The 13,248-nt window shown below is 50.0% G+C and carries 14 protein-coding genes; 7 read left to right on the top strand and 7 right to left on the bottom strand.

Annotated features, from left to right (window positions below; all coding sequences use genetic code 11):
* Nucleotides 1–68 precede the first annotated feature (68 nt).
* The 7 genes from yidC to BZG25_RS14665 all read right to left on the bottom strand — a co-directional run bounded on the left by yidC (nt 69) and on the right by BZG25_RS14665 (nt 4,851).
* Nucleotides 69–1,682, bottom strand: coding sequence for a membrane protein insertase YidC (yidC, locus tag BZG25_RS14695; RefSeq protein ID WP_046074851.1), 1,614 nt, complete (start codon nt 1,680–1,682; stop codon nt 69–71).
* 2 nt (nt 1,683–1,684) lie between these two features.
* Nucleotides 1,685–1,945 carry a membrane protein insertion efficiency factor YidD gene (gene yidD, locus BZG25_RS14690; protein ID WP_077456636.1) on the bottom strand — a complete coding sequence of 87 codons (261 nt, stop codon included), beginning with the start codon at nt 1,943–1,945 and terminating at the stop codon, nt 1,685–1,687.
* Nucleotides 1,897–2,268, bottom strand: a complete 372-nt coding sequence (gene rnpA / locus BZG25_RS14685) for a ribonuclease P protein component (protein ID WP_046074850.1) — start codon at nt 2,266–2,268, stop codon at nt 1,897–1,899. The genes yidD and rnpA overlap by 49 nt, the downstream gene beginning before the upstream one ends.
* A gap of 13 nt (nt 2,269–2,281) precedes the next feature.
* Nucleotides 2,282–2,416 carry a 50S ribosomal protein L34 gene (gene rpmH, locus BZG25_RS14680; protein WP_025672864.1) on the bottom strand — a complete coding sequence of 45 codons (135 nt, stop codon included), beginning with the start codon at nt 2,414–2,416 and terminating at the stop codon, nt 2,282–2,284.
* Nucleotides 2,417–2,625: 209 nt separating this feature from the next.
* Nucleotides 2,626–3,372, bottom strand: coding sequence for an amino acid ABC transporter ATP-binding protein (locus BZG25_RS14675; protein WP_077579393.1), 747 nt, complete (start codon nt 3,370–3,372; stop codon nt 2,626–2,628).
* Complete coding sequence (locus BZG25_RS14670) at nt 3,369–4,040, bottom strand: amino acid ABC transporter permease (protein WP_046074848.1); 672 nt, start codon at nt 4,038–4,040, stop codon at nt 3,369–3,371. The genes BZG25_RS14675 and BZG25_RS14670 overlap by 4 nt, the downstream gene beginning before the upstream one ends.
* A gap of 58 nt (nt 4,041–4,098) precedes the next feature.
* Nucleotides 4,099–4,851, bottom strand: coding sequence for an amino acid ABC transporter substrate-binding protein (locus tag BZG25_RS14665; RefSeq protein WP_077607310.1), 753 nt, complete (start codon nt 4,849–4,851; stop codon nt 4,099–4,101).
* Nucleotides 4,852–5,219: 368 nt separating this feature from the next.
* Between BZG25_RS14665 and dnaA the strand changes: the two genes are divergently transcribed.
* The 7 genes from dnaA to BZG25_RS14630 all read left to right on the top strand — a co-directional run bounded on the left by dnaA (nt 5,220) and on the right by BZG25_RS14630 (nt 12,855).
* A complete protein-coding gene (dnaA, locus tag BZG25_RS14660) occupies nt 5,220–6,617 on the top strand; it encodes a chromosomal replication initiator protein DnaA (RefSeq protein WP_046074846.1) in 1,398 nt (465 codons plus the stop codon).
* 2 nt (nt 6,618–6,619) lie between these two features.
* Complete coding sequence (gene dnaN, locus BZG25_RS14655) at nt 6,620–7,720, top strand: DNA polymerase III subunit beta (RefSeq protein ID WP_046074845.1); 1,101 nt, start codon at nt 6,620–6,622, stop codon at nt 7,718–7,720.
* Between the two features lie 3 nt (nt 7,721–7,723).
* Complete coding sequence (gene recF, locus BZG25_RS14650; RefSeq protein WP_077579395.1) at nt 7,724–8,803, top strand: DNA replication/repair protein RecF; 1,080 nt, start codon at nt 7,724–7,726, stop codon at nt 8,801–8,803.
* 18 nt (nt 8,804–8,821) lie between these two features.
* Nucleotides 8,822–11,239: a DNA topoisomerase (ATP-hydrolyzing) subunit B gene (gene gyrB, locus BZG25_RS14645; RefSeq protein WP_077639326.1), complete on the top strand. Its 2,418-nt coding sequence runs from the start codon at nt 8,822–8,824 to the stop codon at nt 11,237–11,239.
* Between the two features lie 159 nt (nt 11,240–11,398).
* Nucleotides 11,399–11,776 (top strand): VOC family protein, encoded by a 378-nt coding sequence (locus BZG25_RS14640; protein WP_077639325.1) that lies wholly within the window; start codon nt 11,399–11,401, stop codon nt 11,774–11,776.
* 29 nt (nt 11,777–11,805) lie between these two features.
* Complete coding sequence (locus BZG25_RS14635) at nt 11,806–12,204, top strand: VOC family protein (RefSeq protein ID WP_077579397.1); 399 nt, start codon at nt 11,806–11,808, stop codon at nt 12,202–12,204.
* Between the two features lie 213 nt (nt 12,205–12,417).
* The gene (locus tag BZG25_RS14630) at nt 12,418–12,855 is read left to right on the top strand and encodes an Hsp20 family protein (protein WP_046074840.1); all 438 of its coding nucleotides are present in this window, start codon (nt 12,418–12,420) and stop codon (nt 12,853–12,855) included.
* Nucleotides 12,856–13,248 lie beyond the last annotated feature (393 nt).

The raw sequence follows: 13,248 nt of genomic DNA, 5'->3' as shown, positions 1-13,248 counted from the left end.
TAGGCCATAAACGACAAAAAAAGGCGACCGCCGGGTCGCCTTTTTATTATTACGTGACGCGGCCTGAGTTACGAGCGTGAATGCAGGCCTTTTTTCTCCAACGACTTGTAAATCAGTGTCTGTTGGATAAGCGTGACCACGTTCGATACCAGCCAGTATAGAACCAGACCGGATGGGAAGAACAAGAAGAAGAACGTAAAGACCACAGGCATAAAGGTCATGATCTTCTGCTGCATCGGATCGGTGACCGTGGTGGGGCTCATCTTCTGAATCAAGAACATGGATGCACCCATCAACAGCGGCAGCACATAGTATGGGTCTTGTGCCGACAAGTCTTGAATCCAGCCAAAGAATGGTGCATGGCGCAATTCTACCGACTCCATCAGTGCCCAGTACAAGGCAATAAAGATCGGCATTTGCAGAACCAATGGCAGACAGCCGCCAAGCGGATTGACCTTCTCACGCTTATAGAGCTCCATCATCTCTTGGCTCATGCGTTGACGATCGTCACCGATACGCTCTTTCATTTCTTGCAGTTTAGGCTGCAGCATGCGCATTTTCGCCATCGAGGTGTACTGCGCTTTAGTGAGCGGGTACATGGCGCCACGCACGATGAAGGTTAGCATGATGATGGCCAGACCCCAGTTCCCCACAAAGGTTTGAATGGTGGAGAGCAACCAGTGCAGCGGTTTAGCGATAAACCATAGCCAGCCGTAGTCGACCACCAAATCCAGGCTTGGTGCCACCGCGGCCATTTGTTCTTGCAGTTTCGGACCGACCCACAAGGTTGCTGTCAGCGTCTTGCTGGTGCCAGCGGCAATGGTATCGCGGGTCTTGGTTTGGATATAACCGTATTGAGCCGTGGTACGGGTGCTCAGCACATTATTGTCCGCCCGTGGGATCCACGCGGTAGCAAAGTAGTGCTGGATCATCGCGGCCCAACCTTGGTCAAACGTCACGTTCAGGTTTTTGCTTTGCATATCATCAAAGCTGTACTTTTCGTAACGCTTGTCGTCGGTGGAGTAGGCGCCACCGCGATAAGTCGGCATGGTCAAACTGCCGCCATCGTCCAGCAAGTTTTGCTTAAGCTGGGTGTACATAGTGACACTGGCGTTGTTGTCGGTTTGGTTGTTGATAGTGTGTTCAACATCCACCGCATAGCTACCACGCTCAAACACGAAGGTTTTGGTGTAGGTAATGCCATCTTTCTCAACCGTCATTGGCACCCGTAGGGTGTCTTGATCGTCCGAGAGCGAGAAGTTGTTTTGCGTCACCTGGTATTGTGCGCGTCCCTCTGCCGTATCGATGCCGTTGGCACCAATTAAGCCGCTTTGTGCCACAAAGGTATGATCAGGTTTGCTGTGCAACAGCGTGAAGGCGTTGTCAGAATCCAGCTCCGCATCATATTGCGGGAGCTCGGCGTGGACAACATCACCGCCTTGCGTATCAATTTTCAGTGTTAAAACGTCAGTGTTGATGGTGACAAGCTTGTCAGAGACAGGCTGTGCATCAAGAGACGTGGTATCACCGTCATTGCTGCTTGGCACGTCACTGTGAGTGGTTTGCTGCTGCTCAACGCCCTGTCCCTGCGGTTGCGGGGAGTCTGGTTTGTTCCATTCCATGTAAAGCATGAAAGAAACGAACAATAGGGCAATCAACAGGATATTGCGTTGGGAATCCATTGTTAATTGTCTCTGTTATGGTGGTCGCAAGGCGGCACAGGATCGTAACCGCCATCATTCAAAGGGTGGCATTTTAATAGACGTTTGCCTGCCAACCAACACCCTTTTATCACACCATGGGATTGAATCGCCATGATGGCGTAGTGAGAGCAGGTTGGTGTAAACCGGCATCGTGGTCCAATAAGTGGACTTATAACCAGTTGGTATCCCCGAATCAGCGCGATGAGCGCTTTTTGCGCGGCGGTCGCGACAAACGTTGCCATAACTTGTCCAATTCGTCTCGCAGCGCTTGATTGCTTAGGTTGTTAGCACTTTTTTTCGCGATCACCACAAAGTCTTTCGCCGGCAGTTGATGTTGACGTAAACGAAAGCTTTCGCGGACCACACGTTTAAAGCGGTTGCGATCAACAGCAAGTTTGATTTGCTTTTTCGGTACAGCTTGACCGAGACGTGGATGGCCGAGTGGGTTGTTTCTGGCGAGTATAGTTAAGTGCGGCGAACCGGCGCGATGCGGTTGCTGGAAGACGGCACTGAAATGTTCGGGAGTTAGCAGACGTAACTCCCGAGGATAAGCGAGCTTATTCACAAATCACTGCGGATTATTTAGAAAGCTGCTTGCGGCCTTTCGCACGGCGAGCGGCAATGACCTTACGGCCGTTCTTAGTCGCCATGCGCGCACGGAAACCGTGAGTGCGCTTACGCTTTAGAACTGAAGGTTGAAAAGTGCGTTTCATGGTTTCTACCTTTATTACTGATCAGTGTTAGGTTTGTTAACCCGACGTGGGAGGGTAGCACTAGGCTTGACTCCGACGCCTCTCAACAAAGAGGGCGGATTGTAGCCATTGACTAACGATTAGTCAATCACTAACCGACGCCACTCCGGGCGGTGAATTATAAGCACTTGGGCACAGATCGCAAGGATCGATCCCCAAGCGATCGTTGACTAGGGGATGATCCCGACTTGATTCAAAAACTTATGCAAACGGGGATCGTCGCATTGGTTAAATAACCAATCCGGTGTCCCTTGGGCAATAATATGGCCGTCGTTCATAAATACCACCCGATCCGCCACATCGCGAGCGAACTGCATTTCATGGGTGACCACCAGCATGGTTTGGTGGCGAGTGGCGAGCTTTTTCATCAACGCCAACACTTCGCCAACCCACTCTGGATCGAGGGCTGACGTGGGCTCATCAAACAGCAGCAGCTCAGCCTCCAGCGCCATCGCCCGGCCGATGCCAACCCGTTGCTGTTGTCCACCCGATAAAGAGGCCGGGTAATGATCCCCTTTATCGCCAAGCCCAATATCATCGAGAATTTGCTGGGCACGCTCATGGGCTTTGTCTTTCGCCCATCCCTTAACGGTGCGCAGCCCTTCGGCAATGTTGTCACGGGCATTGAGGTGAGCAAATAACGCATAATTTTGGAAAACAAAGCCAGTTTGACGCCGCAACGCCAGAATATCCTGCTTACGGGTGGCCATATTGCCGCTATCAACGCGTTGCTCCCCGATTTCGATGATCCCTTGCTCGGCACGCTCGAGAAAATTAATGCAACGCAATAAGGTCGATTTACCGGTGCCGCTAGGACCAATAATGCAAACTATTTCGCCTCGGTCGATAGTGAGGTCGATGCCGTCGAGCACCGCAACGCCTTGATAGATTTTTTTTAGCTTTTCTATCTTTATCATCGTTGATACGCCTTATTAAGGTGTGCCTCTGCCCAATACTGAACACGCGTTAATGCCACAACCACGGCCCAATAGATGAGTGCCACCGCTAAGTAGGCTTCAAAGAACTTGAAGCTGGATGACGCTTCCATTTGCGCTTGTGCCATGATTTCCGCGACCCCGAGCGTAAAGGCGAGTGACGTGGCTTTAATCATATCAATGAAGTAGTTCATCAACGATGGCAGGGCAATACGCACCGCTTGCGGCAAGATGATGCGTTGCATCGCTTGGCGGGTGGTCATGCCCACCGCCAGACTGGCTTCCATCTGGCTGCGATCCACCCCGGTAATGGCGGCGCGGATTGACTCGGCCATGTACGCAGAAAAATGCAGACTAATTCCGATCACTGCGGCGGTAAAAGCTTCCATTCCCACTAAGGCGGGGATGACCTGAGGGAGACCGTAATAAAGTAGAAACAGTTGCACCAATAGCGGGGTGCCACGGAAGAAGCTAATAAAGATCTGTGCAATACCATTGAGCCCAGGGATGCGAAACACGCGAATCAAGGCTATCGCCACTGCCAAGGCGAGGGCGAAGATGAGGCCCAGTACAGCCATCTCCATGGTGATCCCCAAATAACGCAGCAGCAGGGGAAACAAGGAGGCCATGTAATCAAAATCGAACGCCATGATTGACCTTTAAACAAAAAAGCCCGCCTGCGCGGGCTTATTAAATGAAAGTAAACACTTACTTTTTAGTGATATCGCCACCGAACCATTTGGTTGAGATATCCGCCAAGGTGCCGTCCTCACGCATCGCGTTTAGCGCAGCATTGACTTCATCACGTAAGCGTTGACCACGCTCTGAGTCGACAAACGGCCATGCATTAGCAATGGTTTCAAAAGGTTGTCCAGCTAATTGTAGGGGCAGACCTGACTCTTTGATCAATTGTAGCGCGGAGAGGCGATCCATAATAAAGGCATCAGCACGACCCAAGGCCACATCGTGTTCAATCCCGGTTTCGTAGGTTTTGATGTTGATATCATCAGCGGCTGGGTGTTCACGCAACAGTTGTTCAAAGTTCGAGCCTAAGTTAACGGCCACGGTTTTATCCTTCAGATCGGCGACCGAGTTAATGGCATCATTGCCTTTACGAACCGTGATTTGTGCGCCGTCCACCACATACGGGTCAGTGAATAGATATTTCGCTTGGCGCTCATCGGTGATGGTGATTTGGTTTGAAATGGTGTCGATACGGCCGGTTTGTAACAGACCAAACAGTCCTGAGAAGTTAGCGGTGACATACTCCACATCGTAGTCGTTGCGCTCGCCAATCTCATCCCACAAATCGACTTCGAAACCTTGTAGCTGGTCTTGTTTAACAAACGTAAACGGAAAGTAGCGGCCAGACATGCCCACTTTTACTGTTTCAGAAGCAAAGGCGGGGGCAGTGAGAATCATGCTCACGCTGAGCAGGGCGTTGATGAACCATTTAGTCATGAAAAGCTCCGTAGTAACCACATCGATATTGATAAGGTGCGTAATATAGAGGGTGGCAGTGGCAGGCGAGAAATACCTTCTTGTTATGAGTAATAACTTATTCACCGAAGTTGTCGTGTAATTCCTGGGATAACCCCCACATTGATCAAAATTATGCACAAGGAAAGAACAGGATCATTGGCCAATCTGATCCTATTCTTGTGAGTAAAACATGGGTTTGCTGTGGCGATCTCACGTATTTCTGTGGGATCTATGTGAATAACTCGGATCTTATTCACTGATTTCGGGATCTTGTGGGTAGCGATCTGGGCGCGACAGGAGTACCATTGTGGCCTTTCTCTTTTCGGTACAACTGCGTGGAGTCAAACGTGTCATCATCGCTTTGGTTGCAGTGTCTTGAACGTCTTCAAGATGATTTACCTGCGACAGAATTCAGTATGTGGGTACGGCCACTTCAAGCCGAGCTCAATGACAATACGTTGACCCTCTTTGCCCCAAACCGTTTTGTGCTTGATTGGGTGCGAGATAAGTATCTGCATCAAATTAATCAATTACTGAACGAGTTTTGTGGTGTCGACGTACCCATGCTGCGCTTTGAGGTGGGGAGCAAACCGGTTGCCGCAACGCCACAAGCTGCCCCTGCCGGGCCTGCTGCTGCGCCCGCTCCGCAACAAGCGGCGCCAGCGCCGCCGCAAGGACGAGTGTGGGAGCCTGCTCCCTCACCGGTGCAATCGGATGTTAATCATCGCTCCAACGTCAACCCCAAACACAAGTTCAATAACTTTGTTGAGGGTAAATCGAACCAGTTAGCCTTGGCAGCCGCGCGTCAGGTGTCGGATAACCCGGGGGCGGCCTATAATCCCCTTTTTCTTTATGGCGGAACGGGCTTAGGTAAAACGCACTTGTTGCATGCGGTGGGTAATGCCATTTCTGATCGCAAAGCGGATGCGCGCGTGGTGTACATGCACTCAGAGCGCTTTGTGCAAGATATGGTGAAAGCGCTGCAAAATAATGCTATCGAAGAGTTTAAGCGTTATTACCGCAGTGTCGATGCGCTATTGATTGATGATATCCAATTCTTTGCCAACAAAGAGCGCTCGCAAGAAGAATTCTTCCATACCTTTAATGCGTTGCTTGAGGGTAACCAGCAAATCATTCTCACCTCCGACCGCTATCCCAAAGAGATCAACGGGGTCGAGGACCGCTTAAAATCGCGGTTTGGCTGGGGGCTGACCGTCGCGATTGAGCCGCCAGAGCTGGAAACCCGGGTGGCGATTTTAATGAAAAAAGCGGAAGACCATGCCATTCGTTTGCCTGATGAAGTGGCCTTTTTTATCGCGAAAAGACTACGTTCTAACGTGCGTGAACTTGAAGGGGCGCTTAACCGCGTGATCGCCAATGCCAACTTTACAGGCCGTGCGATCACCATCGATTTCGTCCGAGAAGCGTTGCGGGATTTGCTCGCCTTGCAAGAAAAGTTGGTCACCATTGATAATATCCAGAAAACCGTGGCTGAATATTATAAAATCAAGATGGCAGACTTGTTGTCTAAGCGTCGGTCTCGCTCGGTGGCGCGACCCCGCCAGATGGCGATGGCGCTAGCAAAAGAGCTGACCAACCACAGCTTACCGGAAATTGGTGATGCATTTGGCGGTCGTGACCATACCACCGTATTGCATGCTTGTCGTAAGATTGAGCAGCTGCGTGAAGAAAGTCACGATATAAAAGAAGACTACTCTAACCTGATTCGAACGTTGTCGTCCTAATTATGAAATTTACTCTTACGCGTGAGCAATTACTTCAACCGCTTCAGCAAGTTTCTGGGGCACTAGGCGGGCGTAGTACCTTGCCGATTTTAAGTAACCTATTGATTGAAGTGGCGGAGCAGCAACTCAAGCTGACGGCGACCGATATGGAGGTCGAGCTCAATGCCACCGCACCGCTGGACGGTGAGTATCTTGATGGGGCGATCACTGTGCCTTCGCGTAAGTTTATGGATATCATCAAAGGCTTACATAGCGAAGCTCGTATCACTGTGGCGCAAGAAGGTGACCGCGTGGTGGTGCGAGCGGGACGAAGCCGCTTTACATTATCGACCTTACCGGCTTCAGATTATCCCAACATCGAAGACTGGCATGCCGAAGTGAGCTTACAAGTACCGCAAAGCAAGCTGGGTCATCTGATTGACGCTACGCAGTTTTCGATGGCGAACCAAGATGTACGCTATTATCTCAATGGACTCTTATTCGAAACCGATGGGCATACGCTGCGCACCGTTGGGACGGACGGCCACCGGATGGCGGTGTGTCATTTATCCATGGAAGAGGCGTTGCCCGCACAACAAGTGATTGTGCCACGTAAAGGCGTCAGTGAGTTGGCGCGTTTGCTCGATGATAGCGAGCACCCGGTGAATATCCAAATTGGCGCGTCTAATATTCGTGCGGTGGTGGGCAATGTGACCTTTACCTCTAAATTGGTTGATGGACGCTTTCCTGATTATCGGCGTGTGTTGCCACAATCCACTTCCCGAACGCTTGAGGTCGACTGTGCTGAGCTCAAGCAAGCATTGTCATTAGCCGCGGTATTATCGAACGAGAAATTTCGCGGCGTGCGAATGAATATTGAAGGTAGCGAGCTGCGTATCTCCGCCAACAACCCTGAGCAAGAAGAAGCGGAAGAGTTTTTGGAAGTCGACTATCAAGGTGAGCCAATCGAAATCGGTTTTAATGTCAGTTACGTGCTCGATGTGCTCAATGTTTTACGTTGTGACAAGGTGCGTTTTTCGATGACAGACGCGGTGGGCAGTACCTTGATTGAGGACTGCGATCGCGAAGACGCCATGTATGTTGTGATGCCAATTCGCCTCTAGGTTATGGCGCTATCACGACTGGTAGTCCACGACTTTCGAAATATTGAAGCCTGCGATATTGAGTTGTCGTCAGGCTTTAACTTTTTAATTGGCCCCAATGGCAGTGGTAAAACCAGTGTATTGGAAGCCATCCACTTTCTCGGTCATGGGCGCTCCTTTCGCAGCGCGCTTAACAGCCGAGTGATTCGTCATCAGCAACCCAATCTTACAGTACATGGTCGAGTAAAAACGCAAGATGGGATCTTGCTTCCGGTCGGCATTCAAAAGCGCCGAGACGGCAGTGCAGATGTTAAAATCGGTCAAGAAAAAGGGCAAAAGCTGGTGGCCCTGGCCAAAGTGCTGCCATTGCAATTGATCACCCCTGAAGGTTTTGAGTTATTAACCGATGGGCCCAAGTTTCGTCGTGCGTTTATCGATTGGGGGGTGTTTCATTCTGAGCCAGGTTTTTTTGAAGCTTGGACACGAGTGAAGCGCCTAACGAAGCAACGCAACGCCGCGTTGAAAACAGCGCGCCACTATGGCGATATCCAAGTATGGGATACGGAACTAGCACGCCTTGCCGAACAAATCAGCGCATGGCGTCAGGCTTACGTTGATGCGGTTTCCGCGCGAGCGACCGCATTATGCCAAGCATTTCTTCCCGAGTTTTCTATCCAGTTTCGTTTTTATCAAGGATGGGAGCGAGGCGCAGACTATCAGGCATTGTTGGCGGCGAACTTTGAGCGCGACCAGCAAATGGGATACACGGTATCAGGGCCACATAAAGCCGATTTGCGCATCAAGGTGGCAGGTACGCCAGTCGATGATGTGCTATCGCGCGGACAGTTAAAATTAATGGTATGTGCACTTCGGCTCGCACAAGGCCAGTTGTATAGCGAGGAGCAAGGTATCGCTTGTATCTACTTAATCGATGACTTTGCCTCCGAATTAGACAGTCGCCGGCGCGCACTATTGGCCAGTGAGTTGACCCGCATTGGGGCTCAGGTTTTTGTTAGCGCCATTAGTGCCGATCAAGTCGCGGAAATTTGCGACGAAAATAGTAAGATGTTTCATGTGGAACATGGCAAAATTAACGCAGGATAAATAAGCGAGAGTAACTCAATGTCCAACGAATACGATTCATCGAGTATCAAGGTACTGAAGGGCTTGGATGCCGTGCGTAAGCGTCCGGGAATGTATATCGGCGATACCGACGATGGTACCGGCCTGCACCACATGGTGTTTGAGGTGGTCGATAACTCGATCGATGAAGCACTGGCCGGACATTGTAATGATATCGTGGCGACCATCCACGAGGATGGCTCGGTATCGGTTCGCGACGATGGTCGTGGTATCCCGGTCGATATTCATGAGGAAGAAGGTGTATCGGCCGCACAAGTGATCATGACCGTCCTCCACGCCGGCGGTAAGTTTGATGACAACTCTTATAAAGTCTCTGGCGGCCTTCACGGGGTGGGGGTGTCGGTGGTCAACGCCTTGTCAGAAAAACTCGAGTTGACTATTTGGCGTAATGGCCATGTTCACCAGCTTAATTTTGCGCACGGTGAGCCTCTAGGACCGCTGGCTGAAATGGGTGAGACCGACCAAACCGGTACCCGTATTCGTTTCTGGCCAAGTGAAGAGACTTTCTCTGATATCAACTTCAACTATGACGTGCTTTCCAAGCGCTTGCGTGAGTTGTCTTTCCTTAATTCGGGTGTCTCCATCAAGTTAATTGACGAGCGCGAAGAAGACAAAGCGGATCACTTTAAATACGAAGGGGGCATCCGCGCGTTTGTCGAACACCTCAACAATAAGAAGACCTCCATCCACCCATCCGTTTTCCACTTTGAGCACACTCGGGAAGACGGGGTTAGCGTTGAAGTGGCGATGCAGTGGAACGATGGCTATCAAGAAAACATCTACTGCTTTACCAACAATATTCCGCAGCGCGATGGTGGTACTCACCTTGCGGGTTTTCGTGGCGCATTGACACGTACGCTCAATAGCTTCATGGACAAAGAAGGTTATTCCAAAAAAGCCAAAGCCGCGACGTCTGGCGATGATGCCCGTGAAGGCTTGACCGCGGTAGTCTCGGTGAAAGTACCGGATCCCAAGTTCTCCAGCCAGACCAAAGACAAACTGGTGTCATCGGAAGTGAAATCGGCGGTTGAATCCGCCATGAGCAGCCACTTATCAGACTTCCTTATTGAGCACCCTGCCGATGCGAAAGTAGTGTGTACCAAGATCATTGACGCTGCCCGTGCGCGTGATGCGGCACGTAAAGCACGTGAAATGACGCGTCGTAAAGGCGCGTTGGATTTAGCTGGCCTTCCCGGCAAGCTTGCTGATTGCCAGGAAAAAGATCCGGCGCTATCTGAGCTCTACATTGTGGAGGGTGACTCTGCAGGCGGCTCAGCCAAGCAGGGGCGTAACCGTAAGAACCAAGCGATTTTGCCGCTCAAAGGTAAGATCCTCAACGTCGAGAAAGCCCGTTTTGATAAGATGTTGTCCTCGCAAGAAGTGGCGACACTGATCACGGCAATGGGGTGCGGGATTGGCCGGGAAGAGTACGATCCGGACAAGCTACGTTATCACAGCATCATCATCATGACCGATGCGGATGTCGACGGCTCGCATATTCGTACCTTGCTGCTGACCTTCTTCTATCGCCAAATGCCAGAGCTGATTGAGCGAGGCTATATTTATATTGCTCAACCACCGCTTTATAAAGTGAAAAAGGGCAAGCAAGAGCAGTACATCAAAGATGACGAGGCGATGGAGCAGTATCAGGTGGCATTGGCGTTGGAGAATGCGTCATTGTTCGTGAACCCAGATGCGCCAGCGATGCACGGCGAGTCACTTGAGAAATTGGTGAAAGAGTACAATGGTGTGCTCAAGCTGATTCAGCGTATGAAGCGTCGCTATCCCGCCGCGCTACTCAATGAGCTGCTTTATCAACCGCGTTTGTCAGTCGATGACCTGCGCGACGAGTGGGCGGCTAAGCAATGGGTAGAAAACATTGTTGGGATTTTGAATCGTAAGTCGACGGGTGAAAGCCAGTATCAGGCATCATGCCGACTCGATGAAGAGCATCAGGTATGGGTGCCAGAGCTGGTGGTGCGCACCCATGGTGTCGATTATAAATACTTAGTGAGCTATGACTTCTTGAACTCGAAAGAGTACGGTCGAATCGCAAGCCTATCGGAAACCTTAAATGATCTCCTGGATGAAGGGGCGTATGTTAAGCGCGGTGAACGTACGCAATCGGTAGAGAGCTTTGAGCAAGCACTCAACTGGTTAATCAAAGAGTCAACCCGTGGTGTGTCTCGTCAGCGCTATAAAGGTTTGGGAGAGATGAACCCAGAGCAGCTTTGGGAAACCACTATGGATCCTGAAGGTCGTCGTATGATGCAGGTGACGATTCAGGATGCGGTTGCCGCGGATGAGTTGTTTACCACCTTGATGGGTGATCAAGTTGAGCCACGTCGTGCGTTTATCGAAAATAATGCGCTGAAAGTAGAAAACCTCGATGTATAAGTGATAAATCAACTGTTTATCAACAATTAAGGCCAGCATTGCTGGCCTTTTTCATGCCTGTTTGGGAGGCAAATCGCAACATGTAACTGTTTTTATATACAGTATTTTTGGCGTGAGTACACTTATCATTCCCTTAACGACAAAATGATAGGAATCCTGATGTCTATAAAAATGCGCGCTAATCTCCAATTGGTTTATGTTTCTGATATTGACCGTTCTGTGGGTTTCTATCAGCAACTGTTTCAATGTGATCCTGTCTTTACCAGTCCCAGGTATGTGGCGTTTTCTGCCTCTGAGCAGGGAGATGCCTTATTCGCGTTGTGGACAGGCGGCGAGCAGCCCTCACCCTCGATGACACGACTGAGTGAAATTGGCATTATGGTGCCTACCAATGATGACGTTGATGCCGTTTTTGACCAATGGTCGAACAACCTAACCATCAATGTTGTGCAAGCTCCTTACGATGATGTGTTTGGTCGAACATTCGTGATTCAAGACCCTGATGGGCATCTCGTGCGCGTTGCGCCGCTTGATTAAGCATATCGCTATTCCAATAAGGAGCAATTATGATTGACCATCTAAGTACCTACGCAACGAACTTCTCGGCAACTAAAGAGTTCTATCGTTCGGTGTTTGAACCGCTTGGCTATGCGATCCAAATGGAGTTTGTTGCAGAATGGAATACTGATTTTCCGACCCAGCGAATGTGTGCTTTTGGACCAAGCGATCGGCCCATCTTTTGGGTGATAGAAACCCAGACTCCCTATACCCCTCGTCATATAGCATTTTCATCACCAACAAGAGGGACAGTGGAGGCGTTTTACGATGCTGGAATGGAGGCTGGGGGAATCGATAATGGTAAGCCAGGTCTGAGGCCTATGTATCACAACCATTACTTTGGGGCATTTCTTATTGACCCAGACGGCAATAACATTGAAGCGGTATGTCATCATCCAGAGCCGTAGTTTATTAAAGCGGTCAGAGGTATTTGAACGTACCCGTATGGGTAGATAAAACGGTAACACGTCTGGCGATGATAAAAATCGTTCGATGAGGCTTGAAATCAAATTACCCAACCCTATATACAGTAATGAGGCGATGCCATTGGGTCGCCGGGGGCTTGTCCAGGTTGGAAAGCCGTAGATAACATTTTATTGCTTCATAGGAAGGATAAGATTATGCGTAACTTTGATTTCTCTCCACTCTATCGTACCGCGATTGGCTTTGACCGTTTGTTTGATTTGGTTGAAAACACGAATGCGTCAAATGCAGGTGGTTTTCCTCCTTACAATATTGAGCAAGGCAAAGAGAACCAATACCGAATCACAATGGCGGTAGCAGGCTTTAGCCAAGACGAAGTAGACATTACCCAACAAAAGAACAGCCTAACGGTTGCGGGTAAAAAAGCCAGCCGTAATCAAGATACGAAGTTCTTGTATCAGGGCATTGCTGAGCGTGACTTCGAACGCAAGTTCCACCTCGACGATCATATTAAAGTGACGGGGGCGGAAATGGAAAACGGTATGCTTCATATTGATTTGGTGCGTGAGGTGCCTGAAGAGGAGAAACCTCGTCGTATCGAAATCGGTAGCCGTTTACTCGAAAACGTTGAGTAAGTGTCGGCCATAACGATACGAAAAAGGAGAGGGCAGCACCGCTGCCCTTTTTTGTGGCTAGCGAATCGTGGTGTTCAGATTCACTAGCTGGCTTCAATTCTTCGCATTAAAGACACGTTCTTTCACTCGCCGCTGTTGGTGAATAGCCCTTGCGAATGAAGGTGAACGTTGAACCCACGATTGTAGCCTGGCCGAAAAGATTCTCCGTAGATTCGTGGACTTGAATAAGATTCGCACAGATTGGAGTCGATAGGTTTCACGTGAAACATTTGGATTGTCTTAATAGAACGATCTAATACTATTTGCCAAGCCAAGCCAAGCCAAGCCAAGCCAAGCCAAGCCAAGCCAAGCCAAGCCAAGCCAAGCCAAGCCAAGCCAAGCCAAGCCAAGCCA

Source organism: Salinivibrio sp. ML198 (assembly GCF_001996015.1).
Classification (GTDB): domain Bacteria; phylum Pseudomonadota; class Gammaproteobacteria; order Enterobacterales; family Vibrionaceae; genus Salinivibrio; species Salinivibrio siamensis.
The sequence above is the reverse complement of the archived record's forward strand: the minus strand, read 5'-3'. Positions and strand labels throughout refer to the sequence as shown.

Excerpts from the sequence above, each read along its gene's own strand:
- yidC (WP_046074851.1), bottom strand. The coding sequence starts at position 1,682 with ATGGATTCCCAACGCAATATCCTGTTGATTGCCCTATTGTTCGTTTCT.
- yidD (WP_077456636.1), bottom strand. The coding sequence starts at position 1,945 with ATGGCAACGTTTGTCGCGACCGCCGCGCAAAAAGCGCTCATCGCGCTG.
- rpmH (WP_025672864.1), bottom strand. The coding sequence starts at position 2,416 with ATGAAACGCACTTTTCAACCTTCAGTTCTAAAGCGTAAGCGCACTCAC.
- BZG25_RS14675 (WP_077579393.1), bottom strand. The coding sequence starts at position 3,372 with ATGATAAAGATAGAAAAGCTAAAAAAAATCTATCAAGGCGTTGCGGTG.
- BZG25_RS14670 (WP_046074848.1), bottom strand. The coding sequence starts at position 4,040 with ATGGCGTTCGATTTTGATTACATGGCCTCCTTGTTTCCCCTGCTGCTG.
- BZG25_RS14665 (WP_077607310.1), bottom strand. The coding sequence starts at position 4,851 with ATGACTAAATGGTTCATCAACGCCCTGCTCAGCGTGAGCATGATTCTC.
- dnaN (WP_046074845.1), top strand. The coding sequence starts at position 6,620 with ATGAAATTTACTCTTACGCGTGAGCAATTACTTCAACCGCTTCAGCAA.
- recF (WP_077579395.1), top strand. The coding sequence starts at position 7,724 with ATGGCGCTATCACGACTGGTAGTCCACGACTTTCGAAATATTGAAGCC.
- gyrB (WP_077639326.1), top strand. The coding sequence starts at position 8,822 with ATGTCCAACGAATACGATTCATCGAGTATCAAGGTACTGAAGGGCTTG.
- BZG25_RS14640 (WP_077639325.1), top strand. The coding sequence starts at position 11,399 with ATGTCTATAAAAATGCGCGCTAATCTCCAATTGGTTTATGTTTCTGAT.
- BZG25_RS14635 (WP_077579397.1), top strand. The coding sequence starts at position 11,806 with ATGATTGACCATCTAAGTACCTACGCAACGAACTTCTCGGCAACTAAA.
- BZG25_RS14630 (WP_046074840.1), top strand. The coding sequence starts at position 12,418 with ATGCGTAACTTTGATTTCTCTCCACTCTATCGTACCGCGATTGGCTTT.